The organism is Nocardia sp. NPDC023852, from assembly GCF_040639505.1.
Lineage (GTDB): Bacteria > Actinomycetota > Actinomycetes > Mycobacteriales > Mycobacteriaceae > Nocardia.
On sequence record NZ_JBFAAB010000010.1, the window covers coordinates 179,181 to 200,796 of the forward strand.

The window sequence follows — 21,616 nt, forward strand, 5'->3', positions numbered from 1 at the left end:
TCGCCGGGATCGTACTCTATTCGGGTGAGTATCGAGATCGCCAACGAGTCGGGTATCGACGTGCCCGAAGAAGACCTGGTCAGCGTCGCGCGATTCGTGATCGCCCGAATGGACGTACACCCGGCCGCGGAGCTGTCGATGGTGCTCGTCGATCTCGACACTATGGCCGACCTGCACATGCGCTGGATGGACTTGCCGGGCCCGACCGACGTCATGTCCTTCCCGATGGACGAACTCGAGCCGGGCGGGCGGCCGGACAGCCCCGAACCCGGCCCGTCGATGCTGGGTGACATCGTGCTGTGCCCTGAGTTCGCGGCAGGCCAGGCTCGCAAGGCGGGCCACTCGCTGGATCACGAGCTCGCGCTGCTCACTGTGCACGGCGTGCTCCACCTGCTCGGCTACGACCATGCCGAGCCGGAGGAGGAGAAGGAGATGTTCGCGCTGCAGGCCCGGCTGCTCGAGGAGTGGTATGAGAGCCTGCGCGAAGCGCGGCGGCGGGCCGAGCTGGCCGCGCGGGACGCGCGGTTGCTGGGTAAGGCGGGCTTCACCACACCGGGTGACCCCGTGGGACCCGCGTGAATTCACAGACCCTCGTTCTGCTTGCGGTCCTGCTCGTCCCGGTGGGTGGGGTATTCGCCGGTGTCGATTCGGCGCTGAACACCATTTCGCCGGCCCGAGTCGAGGACCTGGTGCGTGCCGATCGGCCCGGCGCGGTGCGGCTGACCCGGATCGTCTCCGACCGGGCCCGCTACGTGAATCTCATGGTGCTGCTGCGCATTCTGTGCGAGATCGGCGCCACGGTACTGCTCGCGGCGGGGCTCATGACGGTCTGGGCGGACGATTGGGCGCTGCTGGTCACCGCGCTGGTGATGGTGTTGGTGTCCTACGTGGTAATCGGCGTCGGCCCGCGCACGCTCGGTCGTCAGCATGCGTACTCGATCGCGCTGGCCGCCGCGCTGCCGCTGCAGTTCATCGGCGCGCTGCTCGGCCCGCTCAGCACGCTGCTGATTCTGCTCGGCAACGCGATAACCCCGGGCAAGGGTTTTCGCAACGGCCCGTTCGCCTCCGAGATCGAGCTGCGTGAGGTGGTCGAGATGGCAGGCGAGCGCGGCGTGGTAGCCGACGACGAGCGCCGGATGATCCAGTCGGTCTTCGAGCTCGGCGACACCCCGGCCCGCGCGGTAATGGTGCCGCGCACCGAGATGGTCTGGATCGAGGCGAACAAGACCGCGGCGCAGGCGCTGTCGCTCGCGGTGCGGTCCGGGCATTCGCGCATCCCGGTGATCGGCGAGAACGTCGACGACATCCTCGGCGTCGTCTACCTGAAAGACCTTGTGCCATATACGGATCGCAGCCGAAAGGTGCGGGTGCGCGAGGTCATGCGGTCCGCCGTGTTCATGCCCGATTCCAAGCCGCTGGACAGCCTGCTCGACGAAATGCAGCGCAGGCGCAATCACATGGCGCTGCTGGTGGACGAGTACGGCGGCATCGCGGGCCTGGTGACCATCGAGGACGTGCTCGAGGAGATCGTCGGCGAGATCGCCGACGAGTACGACCTCGATGAGACACCGCCCATCGAGAACCTCGGCGGGGGCCGCTACCGGGTGTCGGCCCGGTTGTCGGTGGAGGACCTCGGCGAGCTGTACGGGCTGGAGATCGAGGAGGAGGACGTCGACACCGTCGGCGGCCTGCTCGCGCACGAACTCGGCCGTGTGCCGCTGCCCGGTTCGAAGATCGCGGTGCACGGGCTGGTACTGCGTGGCGAGGGTCGCGCGGATGCACGGGGGCGGATGCGGGTGCACACCGTGGTGGTGCGCAAGGCGACCGAAAGGGTCGAGGCCGAGAAATCCAACGGCGACAACCCCAATGGCAAGCGCAAGGCCAATGGATCGGAGCCGGAGACCCCGGCCGATCGTAACGAGGACGGAGACATCGGATGACCGAACTGGATGCCGAGGACAATAAGCTGATGGTGCTGGCCCGTGGCGCGCTCGGCCGCACCGACGGTGCGAGTGGCGCGGCTATCCGCGACACGGAGGGACGCAGCTACGCCGCGGGCGAGGTGAACCTGACGGCGCTGCGCCTGACCGCGCTGCAGGCGGCGGTGGCCGCCGCGATCTCCAGCGGCGCGGAGGGATTCGAGGCGGCCGTGGTGGTCGGCGGGCGCTTGTCCGACTTCGGGGTCACTGCGGTGCGGGAGGTGTCGGCGGAGGCGCGGATCATCTTCACCGACCGTGACGGCGCGGTGTTCGAGATCGTCGACGATTCGGCCGACGCCGGCGAGGTGCGTGGTGGCTGACGAATCCAAGGCGCATGAGGACGCCGAATTCCACTCCGGCTTCGTGTGTTTCGTCGGACGGCCGAACACGGGCAAGTCGACGTTGACCAACGCGCTGGTCGGCGCGAAGATCGCGATCACCTCCTCGCGCCCACAGACCACCAGGCACACCATTCGTGGCATCGTGCACCGAGAACACACCCAGTTGATCCTGGTCGACACCCCCGGCCTGCATCGGCCGCGTACGCTGCTCGGCCAGCGCTTGAACGACCTTGTGCGCGATACGTATTCGGAAGTCGACGTGATCGCGCTGTGCATCCCGGCCGACGAGAAGATCGGGCCCGGCGATCGCTGGATCGTGCAGCAGATCAGGCAGATGGCACCGAGGACGACGCTGCTCGGTGTGGTCACCAAGATCGACAAGGTGAGCCGGGACCAGGTCGCCGAGCAACTGGTCGCGGTCTCCCAGCTGCTCGGCCCGGACGCGGACGTGGTGCCGGTGTCGGCGGTCAAGGGCGAGCAGGTCGAGGTCCTCGTCGATGTCATCGCCTCGAAGATGCCGGAGGGCCCGGCCTTCTACCCCGACGGCGAGCTGACCGACGAGCCGGAGGAGACGCTCATGGCCGAGCTGATCCGCGAGGCCGCGCTCGAGGGTGTCCGCGACGAGCTGCCGCACTCGCTGGCCGTTGTCATCGAGGAGATCCTGCCCTATGAGGGCCGTGAGACTGAGTCGACGAGCCCTCGCTCCGCGCGGGCCATGCTCGACGTGCACGCGCTGCTGTATGTCGAGCGGCCCAGCCAGAAGGCGATCGTCATCGGTAAAGGTGGCTCTCGGCTGAAAGAGGTCGGCACCAACGCGCGCAAGCAGATCGAGCACATCCTCGGCACTCGCATCTACTTGAATCTGCACGTGAAGGTCGCCAAGGACTGGCAGCGTGACCCGAAGCAGCTGGGCAAGCTGGGCTTCTGATCGATTTCAGCCGTCCCAGGCGGTTCCCGGATCCTTCATCGGACAGCGGTCGATTCAGCCTCGGCCGGTAACGCCGCTGCCGGGACACGCGGGCCGATTCAGCGGCTGCTGCGCACGATGCCGGAGATCAGCAGCAGTACAGATTGCTGGGTCTGCGCACGGGCCGCGTCCGGATCGGCGGCGTGTGCGACGATCAGGGCGGCTTCGCTGATCACGCTGATGACCAGCTGGGCGAGCACCGGGATTGGGGCGTCGGCGATCAGCCCGGCGTCGCGGGCCCGCTCCAGTTGCCTGGTGATCAGGCCGAGGCCATGGGCCGACTCGAACTCGCGCCACGCCTGCCAGCCGAGCACGGTGGGGGCGTCGGTGAGGGCGATCCGCAACATCGCGGGCCGCTGGCAGATCTCCAGGAAAACACCGAGCCCGACGGCCATGCCGGCCATCACATCGTCGGGATCGGCCGCGGCGATGGTCTTTTCGATTTCCTCGGTGGTCTCGACCTCGATCTGCTCGAGCACAGCCAGGAACAGTCCACGCTTGTCGCCGTAGTGGTGGTGCAGCGCGCCGCGGGTGACCCCCGCCTCGGTGACCAACTGTTCGGCGGAGGTCCCCGCGAAGCCGCGCTCGGTGAACAGGCGACGTCCGGCTTGTTCGAGTGCGGCCCTGGTGACGCGGGAGCGGTCTTCCTGGCTACGGCGTGGCATGCAGCCGAGTGAACTCCAGGATCGATTCGGTGAGCAACTCGGGTTGGTCTTCCGGCAGGAAGGTGTAGGAGTCGTCGATGAGCTTCAGCGTCGCGTTCGGCAGGTCGCCGGCCAGACGTTCGGCGAACGAGAGCGGGAAGATGCGGTCCTCCCGCGCCCAGGCCAGTAGCACCGGAATGTCGACGTCGGCGAAGTGGCTCGCGGCTGCCAGGGTGTAGCTGCGATGCACGGACCGAAGGAAGCGGCGCAGATCTTTTCGGATCGCGGCCGAGTTCCGGCTCGGCAACAGATAGGAGTCGACGATCTCTGGCGGCACCGGCCGCTTGGTGGCCAAGCCGAAGGCCAGCGGCAGGCGGTACAGCGCCCGAATGCGCATCGCTTCGGTCAGCGGGCGCATCGACCCGGGGATCCTCGCCAGCAGCGGGAGCGCCGTGAACGGCTGCGGCAGGAAGCCCTCGTAGCTGTCGACCGACGCGAGCACGACGCGGCCGATCCTGGACCGGTCGCGGGTGAGCAACACCTGCGTGATCGCGCCGCCGGTGTCGTTGGCGACCAGGGTCACGTCGGTGAGTTCGAGGCGCTCGAGAAATGCGGCGATCAAGTCGGCGACGCCTATCGGGGTCAGTTCCGCGTCAGGGACTGGAATCTCGTGTGAGCCGAGCGGCCAATCCGGCGCTATGCAACGGTGGCCCGCGGCGGCGATCCCGGGGACCACCTTGCGCCAGAGGTCCGCGTTGACGAGTAGGCCGTGCACGAAGACGACCGGAGCGCCCTCCCCGGTCTCGTGGTAGCGGATGCGGCCGCCGGCCAAGTCCACCTCGTGGGTGCGGCCGAGTGATGTGCTGGTTGCCATGGTTCCTCCGAGTCGTCGCAGTTCCAGTCCACTGTTACATACATACCGTATGTATGTCTAGTGAAGCGCTCCTGCCCCGGGCGGGTATTGCGAAACTGATATGGACGGTTGACCAAATTCAGCGCTACGGTTACCACAGCGAGCGATCCTGGGAGCTGCCGATCTTCGATATCGCGCCCCGGTGTATCCCGGATCTACCGAGGCGGGAACCCGCGGCGCCGCAGGCGCTGCAAACCAACACGGCAATTAGACTCAGGCCGTGCGTTTGTATCGGGATGAGGCTGTGGTGGTGCGCCAGCACAAGCTCGGCGAGGCGGATCGCATCGTCACGCTGCTCACCCGGCAGCACGGTCTCGTGCGGGCGGTCGCCAAGGGGGTGCGGCGAACCAAGTCGAGGTTCGGGGCCCGGCTGGAGCCGTTCTCCTACATCGATGTGCAGCTGTATCCGGGACGCACGCTCGACACGGTTACCCAGGTGCACACGATGGAGGCGTTCGCCGCCGACATCATCGACGATTATGGGCGTTACACCACCGCGTGCGCCGTGCTGGAAACCGCCGAACGTCTGGCCGGCGAGGAACACGCGCCCGCGCCCCGGCTGCATGCGCTGACTGCGAGTGCGTTGCGCGCGATCGCGGCCAAGCAGCGCCCGTACGAGCTGATCCTGGACGCGTTCCTGTTGCGTGCCATGGGTTTCGCGGGCTGGGCGCCCGCGCTGGACGAATGCGCCAAGTGCGCGACGCCGGGGCCGCATCGGGCCTTCCACGTCGCGGCTGGGGGTGCGGTGTGCGTGCACTGCCGTCCGGCGGGGGCGGCGACGCCCGCCCCCGGGGTGCTCGATCTGCTGATAGCCCTGCTGCGCGGCGAGTGGGAGTACGTCGAGACGGTGCCGGACATGGTGCGCAGACAGGCCAGCGGCCTTGTCGCGGCGCACCTGCAGTGGCATCTGGAGCGTCAGTTGCGCACCTTGCCGTTGATCGAGCGGTCTGGGGCCACTAATCCACGAATTGAAGCTCTACCTCGGGTAGCTCGACCATGACGCGGGCGCACACCGCACGGTGCCAGGTGGCCGGGTAGCGGGTGTCGGGTTCGTGCTTGCAGTAATCGTCGTTGGTTCGGTAGGTGTGCAGGCGTGGGGAGATCTCTCCGGTGTAGATGGCGTCGACCATTGCCTCGACCACCCGCTCGGTCTCATCCGCGATCGAGGCGAGCTCGCGGGCCACGGTGTCGGGGATCTGAAAGGCGCCCTTCTCCCACCGTTCGACGGTGCGCTCGGCGACCTCGAAGAACCGCGCGCACCAAGGGACCGGCAGTCCGAGCAATTCCCGAGTGGCGCGGAAACCTGCCGCGGTTCCGGTGTTTGGTAGATCGATCACGTGCGAGAACCCCTCCCCAGCATCACAGTATGGACAAGAATAGGTCACTTTTGCTGGAAGGGGCCCCAGAATTCACCAGGACGCAACTCGCCAGTACAGGGTGCTGTGCCGATCAGGCAGGATGGAGCCCGTGATCCTCCGTCGAGACTCTTCCACCGCGACCAGGCCGAACACGGTAGGCGCCGTCCGTCCGCCTTCGCCGCATCCGTCGGGAGCTCGTCCGCCGCAGCTGCCGCAAGAGCTGGTGCCGAACCATGTCGCGCTGGTGATGGACGGCAATGGGCGGTGGGCCCAGGAGCGCGGGCTGCCGCGCACCGCAGGTCACGAACGCGGCGAGGTAGTGCTGATGGACACCGTGGAGGGCTGCATCGAGATCGGGGTGAAGTGGCTGTCGGCCTACGCCTTCTCTACCGAGAACTGGCGGCGCAGCCCCGAGGAGGTGCGCTTCCTCATGGGCTTCAACCGCGACGTGATCCGCCGCCGCCGCGACGAGATGCACGCGATGGGCGTGCGCGTGCGCTGGGCCGGACGCCGACCACGCCTGTGGCGCAGCGTGATCAACGAATTGGAGATCGCCGAGCAGCTCACCGCGAAGAACACGGTGATGACTCTCACCATGTGTGTCAACTATGGTGGCCGGGCCGAAATCGCCGATGCGGCAAGGGAGATCGGGCGACGCGTGGCGGCGGGCGAGATCGACCCGGAGAAGATCACCGAGTCCACAGTGGCGAAGTACCTGGACGAGCCGGACATGCCGGACGTGGATCTGTTCTTGCGTCCGTCGGGCGAGTTCCGCAGCTCCAACTTCCTCATCTGGCAGTCGGCTTACGCTGAATATGTTTACCAGGACACGCTGTTTCCCGATTTCGACCGGCGCAACCTATGGGAGGCATGTCTCCAGTACGCTTCGCGTGACCGTCGCTTCGGCGGCACCAAGTGAACGGCGGGACGGACATGGACGCAGCGGTGACTCCGGACCGGGAGCTGCAGGCACGGGCCGGGGCCTGCCTGTCGCACTACGACATCGATGTGCGTGTCGACCCCGAAGGGTCGCTCGGATTCGAATACGAGGGCGCCCTTTGTTCGCTGCGCGCGGTGAATCTCGCGCCGGGCCTGGATGTGCTGACCCTCACCTGCGTTCTGGCCTGGGACCGGCCGCTCAAATCCCAGCTGCACAAGCGGGTCGCCGAGCGTAATAACGCATTGCAGTTCGGCTCGCTCACCGTGATCGGCCGCGGCAATCTCGCCGACGTCATCCTCCGGTACACCTTCCCGGCCGCGGGGCTGGACGACCAGGCGCTGACCACGATGCTGCTGCTCGTCCTGTCGAACGCGGGCCGAGCCAGGCAAGGTCTGCTTCCCTGAGGACATGACCGCTGTCCTGCCGAGGTCGTGACAGCCGTGCGAGGTATCCGGCTCGGGTTATCCGCGCCGCGGAGCGACTCGGCTGGGCTCTGATCCCTGCGCGCAGCCCCATCGCCGAGCCGCGTCGGCGTCCACGCCGTGATTCGTCTCAGACCGACTTCGCTCGCGCGGTGGTTTCTCCGAAGGGAAGCAATGTCCGGACGCCCCGCGCCAGCGTCTCCGGGTCGATATCGCCGAGGATGAGGTGCTGGAGAATGAAGCCCGGCAGGAATCCGATGATCGCCTTGGCCACGGCATCGGTGTCGGCGTCGTCGGGTAGCCAGCCCTGCGTGCGCATGCGTTCGGCGTAGGTGACCCACAATGCGCGCATCGTGAACATCGTCGTCCGGACCATCTCGCCTGCCTCGGGATGGACCAGGGCCAGCGCCCAGGCCTGCGGCGCCAACCGCACTGGCCCGTCGGGACCGCTGCGGCGCACGACTTCCTCGGCGATCGTCGTGATCAGTTCCGCGGGTGTCGGCAGCGGGTCGTGGCGGATCGCCTCGTCCATCACCACACGCAGGTGCATGGTTGTCTGGGTGGCCAGCGCGGTGATCAGCTCGTCCTTGCTCTTGAAATACCGGTAGACCGCACCGGCCGAAAGTCCCGATGCCGTGAACACGTCCTGCATCGAGGTCTCGTAAAACCCCTTGCGGGCAAAGCACAGCTGCGCGGCGTCCAGGATCTGCTGCTTGCGGCGTTCCAGGTGTTCTTCGCTGACTCGGGGCATGTTCCCAAAGTAAAACGAATGTTCGTTCTTGACAACCTCACTGTCCCGTGCCACCGTAAAGCATCGAAAAAGAACGATCATTCGATTTTGGGGAGAACGTCATGAACACCATGCAGCGGGCGCTCGCCCTCGGTCTCGGCGCCGCCCTGCTCCAAGCGCTGATGCTGATCGCGTTCGCCTGGCCCGCCGCCAATATCGCCCCACGTGACCTGCCGCTGGCCGTCACCGGCCCGCAGGCAGGAGTGGTCGCAGGCAAGCTCACCGAGAACAGTCCGGATGCCTTCGACATCTCCACTCCGGCCGATGAGGCCGCCGCCCGCGCCGCGATCGCGAACCGGGAGGTCTACGGTGCGATCGTCACCGGCGAAGGGCCGCCCCGTGTGCTGGTCGCCTCTGGTGCGAGTCCGGCTGTCGCGCAGCAGCTCACCCAGATCGGGCAGCAGCTCTCCGGCGCGCCGGCCGCCAGGGTGGAGGACGTGGTGGCCGCCGACTCGGACGATCCGCGGGGAGCCGCGTTCGGCGCCATGGTGCTGCCGCTGGTGATGTCCGGTCTCGCGGCGGGCGTGCTGCTCGCGCTCCTGATCCCCGCGGTCGGCGGCAAGGTGATCGGCCTGGTGACCTTCGGCGTCGCTGGCGGGTTGCTGAGCATGGCGATCATTCAGGGCTGGATGTCGGTGGTGCCGGGTTCCTACCTTGTGCTCGCCTTCGTGGCCGGACTGGTCTCGGTCTCGGTCGCGGGCACGGTCGTCGGACTCGCCGCCGTGATCGGCCGCGTGGGAATCGGCCTCGCCGCGCTCACCATGCTGCTGGTCGGCAACCCGTTCTCGGCGGCGACTTCGGCTCCGGAACTGTTGCCGCAGCCGGGGGGCGTCATCGGCCAGCTGCTGCCCCCGGGCGCGGCGGCCTCGTTGCTGCGCTCGGTCGCGTTCTTCGACGGAGCCGCCGCGGCTGGCCCACTCGCGGTATTGCTGATCTGGGCCGCCGTCGCGCTCGTGCTGCTCGGCGTCGCCGCGCTGCGCGGTCGTGCCGTTGCGGAACCGACTCCGGCGCGGGACGCGGTCCCCGTGGGTTGAGTTCGGTCATGGTCGGGCCGTCCTCGTAGCCGAGGGCGGCCCGACCCGTGCGAGAGGGTGCGGAAGATGACCGACACCCGCTGCGGTGTGAGCCGAAAACGGCTAGCCGGGAGCCAGATTCGTCGGCTCCCGGCTGTTTCGCGGAGTTCGTCGGCGGGGTCGGCCGGTTACATCACTCCGTGGCCCGCCGACAAGCAAGCCGTGCAGGTGCCGAACACCTCGAGGGTGTGGCTGATCTCGGTGAAGCCGTGCTCGCTCGCGATCGCCTCGGCCCACGCCTCGACCGTCGGGCCCTCGACCTCGACGGTGCGGCCACAACGTCTGCAGACCAGATGGTGATGGTGGCCATTCGAGCACTGGCGGTAGACGGATTCGCCGGAATCGGTGCGCAGCACGTCCACCATCCCCGCGTCGGCCAGCGACTGCAGCGTTCGATAGACCGTGGTGAGGCCGATGCCTTCGCCACGTTTGCGTAACTCGTCGTGGAGCTCCTGGGCGGAGCGGAACTCATCGATGTCACCGAGCAGCGCGGCGATGGCGCTGCGCTGCCTGGTGCTGCGGATACCGACCGGTTTCTGTGGAGCGGCCGTATTGTCTGGCACGAATCACCCTTCCTCGGCGTGCGCGACGGCGTCGACGACGATATGCGCCAAGTGGTCGTCGACGAGTTCGTAGAGCACCTCACGACCCGAGCGCTCACCGTGCACGACGCCCGCGGACTTGAGGATACGCAGATGTTGACTGACCAAGGGTTGGGTCACCCCGAGCGCGTCTACCAGCTCGTGCACGCACCGCGGCGACTCGCGCAACTGCAGCACGATGGCGATGCGCACCGGTGCGGCCAGCGCCCGCAACAACTCACCCGCATCCTCCAGCACGGCCCGTGCGGGGACCGGCGCGGGGCCGGGTGATCGGTAGGGATTGTGCGGCGGCGCGGCAGCGGTCTCGGCGGTCATGTCACCCAACTCCTTAATGGAAAGCATTACCATTTTGATATGCACAGGTGCGCATGTCAAACAGGCGCGTCGGTCGGCCTGCGTTTCAGGGTTGGCTGTGCGGTGGAAACTCGGTTGGGCAGGGTCTATAGGCTAGAGCCGACCTGGTTGATGTGTTGGCATTCGAGTGAAGGCAACACATTCGACCGCACTGATCCGACTCGCAAGTGGATGGAGAACTCTCGAGTGGCACCCAAGTCGAAGGTGGACACCGTTGCCAACCTCGCCAAGCGCCGGGGTCTGGTGTACCCGTGTGGTGAGATCTACGGAGGCACCAAGTCGGCATGGGACTACGGTCCACTGGGTGTCGAACTCAAGGAGAACATCAAGAAGCAGTGGTGGCGCGCGATGGTCACCGGCCGCGAGGACGTCGTCGGCCTCGACTCGTCGGTGATCCTGCCGCGCCAGGTGTGGGTCGCCTCGGGCCACGTCGGCGTGTTCAACGACCCGCTGGTCGAATGCCTGAACTGTCACCACCGCTTCCGGCAGGACCACCTGCAGGAGGCGTACGCGCTGAAAAACAAGATCGACGACCCGGATACGGTCTCGATGGAGCTGGTCGCGTGCCCGAACTGCGGCACCGTCGGCCGCTGGACCGAGCCGCGTGACTTCAACATGATGCTCAAGACCTACCTGGGTCCGATCGAGTCCGAGGAGGGTCTGCACTACCTGCGCCCCGAGACCGCACAGGGCATCTTCGTCAACTTCGCGAATGTGATGACCACCGCGCGCAAGAAGCCGCCGTTCGGTATCGCGCAGATCGGCAAGAGCTTTCGCAACGAGATCACCCCGGGCAACTTCATCTTCCGCACCCGCGAGTTCGAGCAGATGGAGATGGAGTACTTCGTCAAGCCGGGCGAGGACGAGCAGTGGCACAAGTACTGGATCGAGACCCGGTTCTCCTGGTACACCGACCTCGGCATCACCGCCGAGAACCTGCGTCTCTTCGAGCACCCGAAGGACAAGCTTTCGCACTACTCGGCGGGCACCACCGACATCGAGTACCGCTTCGGCTTCCAGGGCAATGAGTGGGGTGAGCTGGAGGGGGTCGCCAACCGCACCGACTTCGACCTGAAGACGCACGCCGAGCACTCCGGTACCGAGCTGAGCTTCTTCGACCAGACCACCAACGAGCGGTACGTCCCTTACGTCATCGAGCCCGCGGCCGGCCTGACCCGCTCGCTGATGGCGTTCCTGGTCGACGCGTACGCCGAGGACGAGGCGCCCAACGCCAAGGGCGGCGTGGACACCCGCACGGTGCTGCGGCTGGATCGCCGCCTCGCTCCGGTGAAGGCGGCGGTGCTTCCGCTTTCGCGCAACGCCGATCTGACGCCGAAAGCCAAAGACCTTGCCGCGCAACTGCGTCAGAACTGGAACGTCGAGTTCGACGACGCGGGCGCCATCGGCCGCCGCTACCGCCGCCAAGACGAGATCGGCACGCCGTTCTGCATCACCGTCGACTTCGAGACGCTGGAGGACCAGGCGGTGACCATCCGCGAACGGGACTCGATGACTCAGGAGCGCATCGCGCTGGACAAGGTCGAGGGCTACCTGGCCCAGCACCTGATCGGCGCCTGACCCGCTCCGACGACGCCCCGTGGCAGGGCAGCGACAACCTGCCCTCGGTCAGCGTGTGTCGCAATTGGTCGACGATCTTCTCGTGATCGCCGTCGGACGGCGTACGTGTTCCTGACCCACGATGTCAGCGTATCCACGGCGCCCACGCCGTTTGCGGGTCAGTGACAAGGAGATTCGGCGTCGCCGTAGCTGTCGTGGTGCACGGCCTCGCCAACGTGCTTCTGCCTGCCGAGCGGGGTGAGATCGAGGTACTGGTGGGTGCCGATGAGGATGTCGCCGCCGCGGCCGTAGGACGAATAGGTGTGGAAGACCGTGTCGTCGTCGCGCCAGAAGACACTGGTGCCGGGCTGCTCGCCGTCGGTGTGCCAGGTCTCGCCCCTGGCCTCGAGCTCGGCCTTGGTGCGGTAGTTGTATTCGACCGGGGCGACGGATTCGTCCTGGGTGACGTGGAAGTCGTAGTTGAAGTCACTGCCGAACGAGGAGTACGTCGGGAAGCTCCAGCCCATCCGCTCGCGGTACCGGTCGAGGGTCTCCCACGGTCCGCGTGACACCACCGCGAAGGCGGTGTCCTGCGCGTTCAGGTGGGCGAGGTGGCCGACGTTGTCGAGCAGCAGCGCGCAACTCGGGCAGCCCGCGTCCAGGTCCCAGCGCCACATCATGTGGTACACGATGAGTTGGCGGCGCCGGTCGAACAGGTCGGCGAGGGTGACTTTCCCCGCGGGGCCCTCGAACACGTAGTCCTTGTCGATCGCGACCATCGGCAGGGCGCGGCGTAGCGCGGCCACCTCGTCCATCCGGTGGGTGAGCGCCTTCTCCTCGGCCAGCAGTCGGGTGCGGGCAGCCAGCCATTCCTCGCGTGATGCCACGGCTGGACGGTTCATGAAATCTCTCCTTGGTCGGTGGACAGTGCTCCATATAGGTAGACGGAGTTGCCGGGGCCGAGTCATCGGGTGACAGCCGACGGATTCGTTCAGGGGTCTGGACGGAGATCGTCCCCGTCCAGAGGACCGCCATGCCGCAACGATGGGCTGTGGTGGCGCGCCCCTCGGTGTCGGTCGGCAAGGTTCTCGCGGTGGCCACCCCGAAAGCAGGGCGGGGGCACGATGTGCTCGGTTCACCGAGAACCGTGCCGGCCACGCCACCCATGTGGTGCTCGCCGATCAGGTGATGCCCAAGCCTGCGAATCTGGGCTGGGATGTGGCCGGAGCGTTGTTCGTAACCAGCGCAACGGCTTCGCTGCCGTGCGTGCCGTGGCGGCAGGGGAGGCCGATCACGCTGCGCTCAGTCGGCGTAACCCCGATCGCCCACGGCGACGGTCGCCGTCCCGAAGGAGGTGAGATCCGAGCGCCAGATGCGGCCGGGTCCGTCCGTGGAGGGCGGCTCAGCGTGGAACGTCCCAGAACGCGAGTTCGTGACGCATGCCTTCCCGGAACAGTTCTTCCGCGCGTGCCGGGTCGGTACCCGCCTCATCGATCATCTGTGCGCAGCGCCGGGTGAGCTCGGCGAATCCGGGATCGGCGTAGGTGTCTACCCAGCGGCGGTAACGCGGATCCTCGGGCGGGTTCCGCGCGAGCAGCGCTCCGAGTGTGGAATACCCCCACATGCACGGATAGAGGGCGGAAAGGCCCTCACTGTACGAGGCGGCCGACTCGAGCAGGAACGCCGTATACGCCGCGCACGGCGCGCCTTTGGTCGCGCCGTCGAGGTCGGCGCCGAACTCTGCGGCCAGCGAGCGGTGCAGCGACAGCTCCTCGTGGTAGGTGACATGCGCGAGGTCGATCAGGTCGCCGAGGTGGGCCGGTGGCGCCTGCCAGGCGAGGCGGGCGAACACCCGGACGTAGTCGATCAGGAACAGATAGTCCTGTTCCAGCCAGGACCGGAAGATCGGCTCGGGCAGCGTGCCTTCGGCGATCCCGGCCACCGTGGGATGGGTGAGCTGTTCCTCGACCAGGGGTCGGCCGATGTCCTCCAGATGTGCCGCGAGACTCATACCGGCAGTCTTCCGCATTCGCCCCGGCGGCTGGATTGCGCCTGTGCCGGAGTTGCCGCACGCTTGCGATGTGTTGCGGGATGAGGTTGATGTGTTGCGGACGTTGGCGCCGTCGGAGCAGCGGTTCGTACGGCACGGCACGTACACGGGGCGATCGGTGTCGGTGCGAGGAGCGCTGGACCCAGTAGCGCTGGGGGAGGCATTCGACTTTGTGCGGCGCGAGTATCCGGTGGTGGCCTGCCGAATCATGGAAGACACTGCGGGACAGGGATATCTGCTCGCTCCGGACGAGCAGGCGTGGACACCGGCGTCGGTGCGCCAGGGCGACGTGGAAACCGTCGACCCACCCGTGGTGGATCCCGCCGGCCAGTTGGCCTACCTGGATGTCGTCGGCTCGGGCGCGGATCAATGGCGTGTCACTCTGTTCGCACATCACAGCATCGCCGACGCGGGGCACTGCGTCGGACTGTTGTCCGGGCTCTGGGACTTCTACACCAGGATCGTCGATTGTGCGCCTATCACCGTTGTGCCACAGGCTTATCCCAAGCCGCTGGAGTGGTATGTCGAGGCGCATGGGATCGTCAGGTCCGTTGCGTCCGGATTCGAAGACGTGACCAAGCCGCTTCCCCCGGAGACCGATGTTGTGCCCGCCGCAGGGGAACCCACGTCGAGCACGCTCGCGCGTCCGCTTCGCGCGCGCCTGGATCCGGACACCACCACCCGGATCGTCGCGCTCGGCCGCAAGTCGGGAGTGACGGTGAACGGGCTCGTCACCGCGGCATTGTTGCGGGCGTGCGCGAGCGAAACCGTCGGCGGTGCAGTGCCGTTGGGCTGTCTGTATCCGGTAGACCTGCGCTCGCGGTTCGATCCGCCCGTCGCCGCGGCGGCGGGGACGAACATGGCCGGGATGGCCTCGTTCGCGGCCGAGGTCGATCCCTCGGGGAGTCTCATGGAACTGGCTCAGCGCATTTCGGGCCGACTGGCCCGCGATCTGTCCTCAGGCATTGTGCACCAGTCGGTTCTGCACTTTCCGGATTTCTACGGTGCGGCCAGAACTTACTCCCTGGCCGGGCACATCGCGGTGACCAACACCGGCGTCGTTCCCGCATTCCGCACACCGGCCGCGATCGCACTGACCGATTACGAGATCGTCTACCTCTCCGCCCACCCCCGACCGTCGGCGGGCGCCTCCGCCTCCGTCACCTTCCTGGTCTACACATTCGCCCGCGAGCTGACCGTCGGTCTGCTGGGCGGGGGCGCGAACACCGATGGTCTTCTCGCGGCGGTCCGTGCGGAGTTGACCGCGCTGTCGGTGGCTTGTGTCTGAGGGCGAAGTAGTCAGAACCTGCCGCCGCGGCTGATCCGCCGGGAACCGGTCGAGCCGCCGTAGGAGCCCGCACTCCAGCCGCCGGATCCTGAGCGCCGCGCAGCGGCCCTTCGATCAGAATGTCGATCGCCGGCCAGGCGTCCAACGGGCAAGGCCATTGGGCAGCGGCAACGACATGGAAAGAATCCAACTGGTTAGCATTGATCCGTGATCACCATCGATCGCCCATACACCGGCCACGTATCCCCGAGCTCGAATCCGCAGCAGCGCGACGTCCCCGGTGCGCGGATCGTCAAGATGTCCGTCGGCGGCATGGACAACAACTGCTACCTGGTGCAGTGCGCGAACACCGGGGCCGCCGTGCTCATCGACGCCGCCAACGAGGCGGAGCGCATCGCGGCCCTCGTCGAGCAGGAGACGCCGGGGCGTGTCCAGCTGATCGTCACCACTCACCAGCACCGCGACCACTGGTCGGCGCTGAAGGAGACCACCGCCGCCACGGCCGCCCCGACCGCCGCCCACGCACTGGACGCCGAGCCGTTGCCCGTCCGCCCCGACCGCGTCCTCGCCGACGGCGACACCATCACCATCGGCGACCTGGTCTTCGAAGTCATCCACCTGCGCGGCCACACCCCGGGCTCGGTCGCCCTCGCCCTCACCGACGGTGCCGGTCGCACCCACTTGTTCACCGGCGACTCCCTGTTCCCCGGCGGTCTAGGCCGCACCACCGCACCCGAAGACTTCAACTCGCTGTTCGGTGATGTGACGACGAAACTCTTCGACCGATACCCCGACGACACGGTCGTCTACCCAGGCCACGGCGACGACACAACCCTCGGCACCGAACGCCCGAACCTCGGCGACTGGCGCGCCCGCGGCTGGTAATCGGCGGGGGCCGCACCCCGCCAGCTCGGGCCTTTTCGCACGACTGGTCGGTTCCTTGCACACGTGCTATCAGCCAAGGACCGCGCGCCGGGAGCCCGAACTCGCCGGGAGTGGCATCCCTACTGGCAAACTTGGGGAGTGAACTCGCCAACGACGCGCAACAGAGCTGGTTCGGCTCCCGACCTCGCCCGGCCATTCGGCCTCGGCGCGCGGTTGCTGCGCTGGGCCCGGCGACTGGTCGTCGGCTCGGTGGTGATGGGCGTGGTGCTGGTCGGCGGGACCGCGTTCCGTGTGTGGCAGGTGGCGCGCATCGATGACTACACGAAGGCCGACGCGATCGTCGTGCTCGGCGCCGCACAGTATTCCGGCACTCCGTCGACCGTGTTCGAGGCGCGACTCGATCAGGCATACAGGCTCTTCCGGGCTGGTGTCGCGCCGCGGGTGATCACCGTCGGCGGCAAGCAGGAGGGCGACCTGTTCACCGAGGCGGCTTCCGGGAAGAACTACCTGCAGTCGCGCGGAGTGCCCAGCGACAAGATCCTCGCTGTCGAAACCGGTTCGGACACCGTGCGCAGCGTCGAGGCGGTCGCGACGGCGATGCGTGCGCGCGAAATGGCCTCCGCGGTGTTGGTCAGCGATCCCTGGCATTCGCTGCGCACTCGCACCATGGCGCGCGACGAGGGCCTCGCCGCGTGGACCGCGCCGACCAGAACCGGTCCCGCCGTCTACACCCGGGAGTCACAGGCGCACGGAATCGCCAGGGAGACCGGCGCTTTACTGTGGTACCAGCTCACCCACTTCTCGGCGGACTTCACATATACAGCGGGACAGTGAGATCCGATGGTCGACAGCTACACCGAATACGACAGGGAACGCATTGTCGTCGAAGGCGCCAAGACCGCGGGGCTCGGCCCGCCGCGCAGTGAGTTCGAAACCGGCCACCGCACCGAGTTCGCCCGCGACCGTGCCCGTGTGCTGCACTCGGCCGCGCTGCGCAGGCTGGCCGACAAGACCCAGGTCATGGGTCCGCGCGAGGGGGACACCCCGCGCACCCGGCTCACCCATTCCATCGAGGTCGCCCAGATCGGCCGCAGCATCGCCGACGGCCTCGGCTGCGACCCCGACCTGGTCGACCTGGCCGGCCTTGCCCACGACATCGGCCATCCGCCCTACGGCCACAATGGCGAGACCGCGCTGGACACCTTCGCCGACGCGTACGGCGGATTCGAGGGCAACGCACAGAACCTGCGCATCCTCACCCGCCTCGAACCCAAGGTGCTCGCCGCCGACGGTACCAGTGCCGGCCTCAACCTCACCCGTGCCTCGCTGGACGCGACCCTCAAATATCCGTGGGGCAGAACGGGTTCCGGCACCAAGTTCGGCGCGTACGAGGTCGACGCCGAGCGTCTGGAGTGGATACGCAAGGGTGCGCCCGATCGGCGGCGCAGCCTGGAATGCCAGATCATGGACTGGTCCGATGACGTCGCCTACTCGGTGCACGACGTCGAGGACGGTGTGCTCGCCGGTCGCATCGATCTGCGCGCCCTCGCCGACCCCGCCGAGCAGGATGCGCTGGCGGCCCACGGCCAATTCCAGCACTCGCTGTCGGCCGACGAGCTGGCCGCCGCCGCGCAACGACTTTCGGAGCTGCCCGTGGTCGCGGCAGCCTCCTGGTACGACGGCACGTTCACCGCTTCTGTTGCGTTGAAGCGCCTGACCAGCGAGCTCGTCGGCCGTTTCGCCACCGCCGCGATCATGGCGACCAAGGATGCCGCGGGGCAAGGGCGGCTCTCCCGCTATGACGCCGAGTTGGAGATACCGCGCATCGTCGCCGCCGAGGTGGCGCTGCTGAAGACTGTCGCGCTGCGCTACGTCATGTCTGATCCGGCGCACAAGCTGCGGCAGGCCGCCCAGCGGGAACGCATCCTCGCGGTGGCCGAGCGGCTGCTGGCCACCGCGCCGCGTGGTCTCGACCCGCTCCTGCTGCCCGTCTGGGACGCCGCCACCGACGACACCGCCCGTGTTCGCGTCATCGTCGACCAGATCGCCTCCTACACCGAAAGCCGCCTGGAGCGCGTCGCCGCCCAGTTGAACGTATAGCGCGTCAACTCGTCCGATCCGGCCTGACCAGCCTCCGGGCGAGTCGCCGCTGCCTTCGCCTAGACTCACTGCCGTGGCCGGACGACTCCCTGATCGCGATATCGCGACGATACGCGAACGCGTCCGGATCGAAGATGTGGTGGGGGAGTACGTCGCACTGAAACGCGCGGGCGCGGACTCCATGAAGGGTTTGTGCCCGTTCCACGACGAGAAATCGCCCTCGTTCCATGTGCGGCCCAACCACGGTTTGTTTCACTGCTTCGGCTGCGGTGAGGGCGGCGACGTATTCGCCTTCCTGCAGAAGATCGAGCATGTCGGCTTCGTCGAGGCGGTCGAGCAGCTCGCCGACCGGGTCGGCCACCAGATCAACTATGAGGGTGGCGGGACCTCGGTGCAGCGCGATCGGGGCACCCGCTCCCGCCTGGTCGCGGCGAACGCGGCAGCGCACGAGTTCTACGTGTCCCAGTTACGCGAGCCGGAAGCCGAGGCGGCACGCAAATATCTCACCGAGCGTAATTTCGACGCGGCCGCGGCTCAGCAGTTCGGCTGCGGCTACGCCCCCGCCGGGTGGGACACGCTGACCAAGCACCTGCTTCGCAAAGGTTTCGATTTCAAGGAGCTGGAGGCCGCCGGGCTGTCGCGGCAGGGCCAGCGCGGCCCGATCGACCGCTTCCACCGGCGTCTGCTCTGGCCGATCCGCAATCTCGGCGGCGACGTCATCGGATTCGGCGCACGCAAGCTCTTCGACGACGACACCATGCCCGGCAAGTACATCAACACCCCCGAAACATTGCTGTACAAGAAGTCTCAGGTGCTCTTCGGTCTCGATCACGCCAAGCGGGAGATCGCCAAGGGTCACCAGGCCGTCGTGGTGGAGGGCTACACCGACGTGATGGCGATGCACTCGGCCGGCGTGAAAACGGCTGTCGCCTCGTGCGGTACCGCCTTCGGTGACGAACACCTCGCGCTGCTGCGCCGTCTGTTGATGGACGACAACTTCTGGCGCGGTGAGATCATCTACACCTTCGACGGTGACGCGGCGGGTCAAGCCGCGGCGCTGAAAGCTTTCGGGGGCGACCAGAAGCTGGCGGGCCAGACCTATATCGCGATCGCGCCGGACGGGCAGGACCCGTGCGAACTGCGCCAGCACTCCGGCGACGGCGCCGTGCGCGACCTGGTAGCCCGCCGGACCCCCTTGTACGAGTTCGTAGTTCGCGGTCTGCTCGCCGACCATGATCTGGATACCGCCGAAGGCCAGGTGGAAGCACTGCGCCGTGCGGTGCCCGTGGTCGCGCAGATCAAGGACAACGCACTGCGCAAGGCGTACGCCACCAAGCTGGCTGGCTGGGTCGGCTGGGACGATATCCAGGCCGTCGTGCGCCGAGTCGGCGAGGAGGCCAAGCGGAATCGCAACGGCGGCGGGCACACCGGAGTGGGCCGCGCGACCGCGCCGCGGCGGGAGGTGGTCGCCGAACATCCTGCGGCACGGCCGAATCCGAACGATCCCGCGCTGCTGCCGCAACGACAGGTGCTGGCCGCCGCGCTCCAGTACCCGGCGATGGCCGGGGCGGGTTTCGACGCGCTCGAGCCGGAGGCCTTCACCCACCCCGCCTACACAGTCGTCCGCACGCTGATCGCCGGGGCGGGCGGCACGGCGGCAGGGCTGGGCGGCGCCGAATGGGTCAACGCCGTGGCGGATGGCACCGACGACCTCACGGTGCGGGCGATGCTGTCCGAGTTGGCCAACGAGCCACTGCCGGTGAAGTCCGAAGCCGACATCCCGCGCTTCGTCGCCGGTGTGCTGGCGCGCACCCAGGAGGCCTGGGTCGGCAGGCAGATCGCCGAGCTGAAGTCCAAGCTGCAGCGGGTGTCCTCGACCGAACAGCCGGAGGCATACTTCGCTTTGTTCGGCGATCTGGTCGCTCTGGAGCAGTACCGCAAGAGCCTGCTCACCCAGGCGATGGGCAGCCACGGCGATTTCGCGACCGGGGCGTAGCGGTCGCACGGTCCGTGCGGTGATCGACACCCGCGGCATCGGCCGGCGCATCGGCGTGGTTCCTCGCGTTCAGTGTGCGATTCCATGCCGTACCTCAGTGCACATGGGCGTCCGGAGTGGCCGTTCAGCGGGCTGAGCAGGGCTTCGCGCTCCGCCCGCGCCGGCGGATATGTCGTACTCGGTCGGATCTGTCCCAGTCGTCGCCCGTCTGTGCCCCGACCGCCAACCGGCCGAACAAGGCTGGAGCGGTTCGATGACGACGCCCATCCACTGCGACCCGCTTCATCGGGCCCCCGGTGACTACCCTTCAGCGGCGCAGTTGGTCGTGCGGCACCATGAGGGTGGTCCGCTCGTCGAGCGGCTCCATCGGCTCCAGCCGTGGCCGGGTGCTGAGTTTGTCCGCCAATTTCTGTCTGCCGAAGAGCACAAGCTTGCGGGTCACCGGGCTCTCCGTCAGCGCGCGGGTAGCCGCACTGATCTGTTCGTAGCGAGCCCGCCCGGCCTTGCTGCCGAGTACGTAACCGGCCGCCACGCCGATGATCAACCGCAGCATCTCGATGTGCTCCTCCCGTTGGCTGTTCGCGGCTACCATCCTGCCCGACACCCCGCACGCCTGTCGATCCGGATGCCCGCCACGAACACACCCGCGATCCCAGACAAGTCAGCAGCTAGAGACGCGATTTGGGCCCTCGCCCAGCGATACGCTAAAGTTTCTCCTCGGCCCGCCCGGTACCACGAGCGAGCCGAGGATAGTCCCCTATAGCTCAATTGGCAGAGCAGCCGACTGTTAATCGGCAGGTTTCTGGTTCGAGTCCAGATGGGGGAGCATAACTACCAGGTCAGGCACGGTCACCGTGCCTGACCTGTTTAGTCTGCGGGCTGCGACCAAAAATACGCCAAGAATACCGGACCAAACTTCCGGGTCGCTGCAACCGTTTCGCCTGTGGGTATGGCCCCATCGACCTGTCGCCTCGGATTCGACGGTTGAACCGGCGCAGGTTCGTGCCCTCGGCAGGGCGCATCGAAGATGGGAACGCAGACGACCTCCGACTATCGAATGGGTGGCTGGTGATCGAAGCTGCATATCCGCTATAGGCAGCTGCTGCGGCAGCCTCGATGAGTCGCTGGTGGGGGACGGTCGAGGAATCAGTGTCGATACCCGGTCGTCAGCGCGTGCCTCGGCCAAGTTGAGATCCGAATTTGTCGTCAGCACGGCCAGCGAAGTCCAACTGTCGGCGGTTCGCGTCGGAGCCTGAACCGTCTCGACTTATCTGATGGGAGCGGTTCGTGGTCCGGGGTCAGCTGCCCCGTAGCGTGCCGCAGGAGATCGGGCGGGTTGACTCGTGAACCGTCTGTC

23 protein-coding genes and 1 tRNA gene are annotated in these 21,616 nt (G+C 67.1%); 15 read left to right on the top strand and 9 right to left on the bottom strand.

The features are described 5' to 3' along the window. Nucleotides 1-24: 24 nt before the first annotated feature. The 4 genes from ybeY to era are packed head-to-tail and all read left to right on the top strand — an operon-like array spanning nt 25 to nt 3,248. Entirely contained in the window at nt 25-579 is a 555-nt protein-coding gene (gene ybeY, locus AB0H00_RS16555; protein WP_357266551.1) for an rRNA maturation RNase YbeY, read from the top strand. Next, a complete protein-coding gene (locus tag AB0H00_RS16560; RefSeq protein ID WP_357266554.1) occupies nt 576-1,940 on the top strand; it encodes a hemolysin family protein in 1,365 nt (454 codons plus the stop codon). Before ybeY ends, AB0H00_RS16560 begins: the two co-directional genes overlap by 4 nt. Next, a complete protein-coding gene (locus AB0H00_RS16565) occupies nt 1,937-2,299 on the top strand; it encodes a cytidine deaminase (RefSeq protein WP_357266557.1) in 363 nt (120 codons plus the stop codon). The genes AB0H00_RS16560 and AB0H00_RS16565 overlap by 4 nt, the downstream gene beginning before the upstream one ends. Beyond that, nucleotides 2,292-3,248, top strand: coding sequence for a GTPase Era (era, locus tag AB0H00_RS16570; RefSeq protein WP_357266560.1), 957 nt, complete (start codon nt 2,292-2,294; stop codon nt 3,246-3,248). Before AB0H00_RS16565 ends, era begins: the two co-directional genes overlap by 8 nt. Before the next feature lie 98 nt (nt 3,249-3,346). Here the strand turns inward: era and AB0H00_RS16575 are convergent, their stop codons facing one another. Beyond that, entirely contained in the window at nt 3,347-3,952 is a 606-nt protein-coding gene (locus tag AB0H00_RS16575) for a TetR/AcrR family transcriptional regulator (RefSeq protein ID WP_357266563.1), read from the bottom strand. Continuing rightward, nucleotides 3,939-4,805: an alpha/beta hydrolase gene (locus AB0H00_RS16580; RefSeq protein WP_357266566.1), complete on the bottom strand. Its 867-nt coding sequence runs from the start codon at nt 4,803-4,805 to the stop codon at nt 3,939-3,941. Before AB0H00_RS16580 ends, AB0H00_RS16575 begins: the two co-directional genes overlap by 14 nt. A 259-nt stretch (nt 4,806-5,064) precedes the next feature. On the opposite strand from AB0H00_RS16580, the gene recO reads away from it, so the two are divergent. Further along, on the top strand, nt 5,065-5,844 hold the full coding sequence (gene recO / locus AB0H00_RS16585; RefSeq protein WP_357266568.1) for a DNA repair protein RecO: 780 nt from the start codon (nt 5,065-5,067) through the stop codon (nt 5,842-5,844). Here recO and AB0H00_RS16590 read toward each other — a convergent pair. Next, nucleotides 5,801-6,181 (bottom strand): DUF1870 family protein, encoded by a 381-nt coding sequence (locus AB0H00_RS16590; RefSeq protein ID WP_357266571.1) that lies wholly within the window; start codon nt 6,179-6,181, stop codon nt 5,801-5,803. The two genes, recO and AB0H00_RS16590, sit on opposite strands and share 44 nt — an antisense overlap. A 121-nt stretch (nt 6,182-6,302) precedes the next feature. Between AB0H00_RS16590 and AB0H00_RS16595 the strand changes: the two genes are divergently transcribed. Continuing rightward, nucleotides 6,303-7,121 carry an isoprenyl transferase gene (locus tag AB0H00_RS16595; RefSeq protein WP_357266573.1) on the top strand — a complete coding sequence of 273 codons (819 nt, stop codon included), beginning with the start codon at nt 6,303-6,305 and terminating at the stop codon, nt 7,119-7,121. Nucleotides 7,122-7,135: 14 nt separating this feature from the next. Then, entirely contained in the window at nt 7,136-7,546 is a 411-nt protein-coding gene (locus tag AB0H00_RS16600) for a hypothetical protein (RefSeq protein WP_357266576.1), read from the top strand. 148 nt (nt 7,547-7,694) lie between these two features. On the opposite strand, the gene AB0H00_RS16605 is transcribed toward AB0H00_RS16600, so the two are convergent. Beyond that, nucleotides 7,695-8,315 carry a TetR/AcrR family transcriptional regulator gene (locus tag AB0H00_RS16605; RefSeq protein ID WP_357266579.1) on the bottom strand — a complete coding sequence of 207 codons (621 nt, stop codon included), beginning with the start codon at nt 8,313-8,315 and terminating at the stop codon, nt 7,695-7,697. 101 nt (nt 8,316-8,416) lie between these two features. Between AB0H00_RS16605 and AB0H00_RS16610 the strand changes: the two genes are divergently transcribed. Then, nucleotides 8,417-9,388, top strand: coding sequence for a hypothetical protein (locus AB0H00_RS16610; RefSeq protein ID WP_357266581.1), 972 nt, complete (start codon nt 8,417-8,419; stop codon nt 9,386-9,388). Between the two features lie 167 nt (nt 9,389-9,555). Here AB0H00_RS16610 and AB0H00_RS16615 read toward each other — a convergent pair whose 3' ends face one another. Both AB0H00_RS16615 and AB0H00_RS16620 read right to left on the bottom strand, forming a co-directional pair. Then, nucleotides 9,556-9,990, bottom strand: a complete 435-nt coding sequence (locus tag AB0H00_RS16615; protein ID WP_357266584.1) for a Fur family transcriptional regulator — start codon at nt 9,988-9,990, stop codon at nt 9,556-9,558. Nucleotides 9,991-9,993: 3 nt separating this feature from the next. Next, nucleotides 9,994-10,344: a metalloregulator ArsR/SmtB family transcription factor gene (locus AB0H00_RS16620; protein WP_357266641.1), complete on the bottom strand. Its 351-nt coding sequence runs from the start codon at nt 10,342-10,344 to the stop codon at nt 9,994-9,996. A gap of 225 nt (nt 10,345-10,569) precedes the next feature. Here AB0H00_RS16620 and AB0H00_RS16625 point away from each other — a divergent pair, with 225 nt between their 5' ends. Then, complete coding sequence (locus tag AB0H00_RS16625; protein ID WP_357266587.1) at nt 10,570-11,961, top strand: glycine--tRNA ligase; 1,392 nt, start codon at nt 10,570-10,572, stop codon at nt 11,959-11,961. A gap of 158 nt (nt 11,962-12,119) precedes the next feature. On the opposite strand, the gene AB0H00_RS16630 is transcribed toward AB0H00_RS16625, so the two are convergent. Together AB0H00_RS16630 and AB0H00_RS16635 are read right to left on the bottom strand one after the other, a co-directional pair. Then, nucleotides 12,120-12,842 (bottom strand): DUF899 domain-containing protein, encoded by a 723-nt coding sequence (locus tag AB0H00_RS16630; protein ID WP_357266590.1) that lies wholly within the window; start codon nt 12,840-12,842, stop codon nt 12,120-12,122. Between the two features lie 500 nt (nt 12,843-13,342). Further along, nucleotides 13,343-13,951, bottom strand: coding sequence for a transcriptional regulator (locus AB0H00_RS16635; protein WP_357266593.1), 609 nt, complete (start codon nt 13,949-13,951; stop codon nt 13,343-13,345). Nucleotides 13,952-13,994: 43 nt separating this feature from the next. On the opposite strand from AB0H00_RS16635, the gene AB0H00_RS16640 reads away from it, so the two are divergent. From AB0H00_RS16640 to dnaG, 5 genes are all read left to right on the top strand, one after another. After that, nucleotides 13,995-15,278, top strand: a complete 1,284-nt coding sequence (locus AB0H00_RS16640; RefSeq protein ID WP_357266595.1) for an acyltransferase — start codon at nt 13,995-13,997, stop codon at nt 15,276-15,278. Between the two features lie 207 nt (nt 15,279-15,485). After that, nucleotides 15,486-16,163, top strand: a complete 678-nt coding sequence (locus tag AB0H00_RS16645; RefSeq protein WP_357266599.1) for an MBL fold metallo-hydrolase — start codon at nt 15,486-15,488, stop codon at nt 16,161-16,163. A gap of 255 nt (nt 16,164-16,418) precedes the next feature. Next, complete coding sequence (locus AB0H00_RS16650) at nt 16,419-16,997, top strand: YdcF family protein (RefSeq protein ID WP_357266644.1); 579 nt, start codon at nt 16,419-16,421, stop codon at nt 16,995-16,997. A gap of 6 nt (nt 16,998-17,003) precedes the next feature. After that, entirely contained in the window at nt 17,004-18,263 is a 1,260-nt protein-coding gene (locus AB0H00_RS16655) for a deoxyguanosinetriphosphate triphosphohydrolase (RefSeq protein WP_357266602.1), read from the top strand. A 73-nt stretch (nt 18,264-18,336) separates the two neighbouring features. After that, nucleotides 18,337-20,259, top strand: a complete 1,923-nt coding sequence (gene dnaG / locus AB0H00_RS16660) for a DNA primase (protein WP_357266605.1) — start codon at nt 18,337-18,339, stop codon at nt 20,257-20,259. A gap of 307 nt (nt 20,260-20,566) precedes the next feature. Here the strand turns inward: dnaG and AB0H00_RS16665 are convergent, their stop codons facing one another. After that, nucleotides 20,567-20,812, bottom strand: coding sequence for a hypothetical protein (locus AB0H00_RS16665; protein WP_357266647.1), 246 nt, complete (start codon nt 20,810-20,812; stop codon nt 20,567-20,569). Between the two features lie 200 nt (nt 20,813-21,012). On the opposite strand from AB0H00_RS16665, the gene AB0H00_RS16670 reads away from it, so the two are divergent. Further along, a tRNA-Asn gene (locus AB0H00_RS16670) sits at nt 21,013-21,085 on the top strand. The last annotated feature ends 531 nt before the right edge of the window (nt 21,086-21,616 follow it).

Bases quoted from the DNA above. Each gene is read 5' to 3' on its own strand.
- AB0H00_RS16565 (WP_357266557.1), top strand. From the start codon at position 1,937: ATGACCGAACTGGATGCCGAGGACAATAAGCTGATGGTGCTGGCCCGT.
- AB0H00_RS16575 (WP_357266563.1), bottom strand. From the start codon at position 3,952: ATGCCACGCCGTAGCCAGGAAGACCGCTCCCGCGTCACCAGGGCCGCA.
- AB0H00_RS16580 (WP_357266566.1), bottom strand. From the start codon at position 4,805: ATGGCAACCAGCACATCACTCGGCCGCACCCACGAGGTGGACTTGGCC.
- AB0H00_RS16595 (WP_357266573.1), top strand. From the start codon at position 6,303: ATGGAGCCCGTGATCCTCCGTCGAGACTCTTCCACCGCGACCAGGCCG.
- AB0H00_RS16600 (WP_357266576.1), top strand. From the start codon at position 7,136: ATGGACGCAGCGGTGACTCCGGACCGGGAGCTGCAGGCACGGGCCGGG.
- AB0H00_RS16605 (WP_357266579.1), bottom strand. From the start codon at position 8,315: ATGCCCCGAGTCAGCGAAGAACACCTGGAACGCCGCAAGCAGCAGATC.
- AB0H00_RS16610 (WP_357266581.1), top strand. From the start codon at position 8,417: ATGAACACCATGCAGCGGGCGCTCGCCCTCGGTCTCGGCGCCGCCCTG.
- AB0H00_RS16620 (WP_357266641.1), bottom strand. From the start codon at position 10,344: ATGACCGCCGAGACCGCTGCCGCGCCGCCGCACAATCCCTACCGATCA.
- AB0H00_RS16630 (WP_357266590.1), bottom strand. From the start codon at position 12,842: ATGAACCGTCCAGCCGTGGCATCACGCGAGGAATGGCTGGCTGCCCGC.
- AB0H00_RS16635 (WP_357266593.1), bottom strand. From the start codon at position 13,951: ATGAGTCTCGCGGCACATCTGGAGGACATCGGCCGACCCCTGGTCGAG.
- AB0H00_RS16650 (WP_357266644.1), top strand. From the start codon at position 16,419: ATGGGCGTGGTGCTGGTCGGCGGGACCGCGTTCCGTGTGTGGCAGGTG.
- AB0H00_RS16655 (WP_357266602.1), top strand. From the start codon at position 17,004: ATGGTCGACAGCTACACCGAATACGACAGGGAACGCATTGTCGTCGAA.
- AB0H00_RS16665 (WP_357266647.1), bottom strand. From the start codon at position 20,812: ATGCTGCGGTTGATCATCGGCGTGGCGGCCGGTTACGTACTCGGCAGC.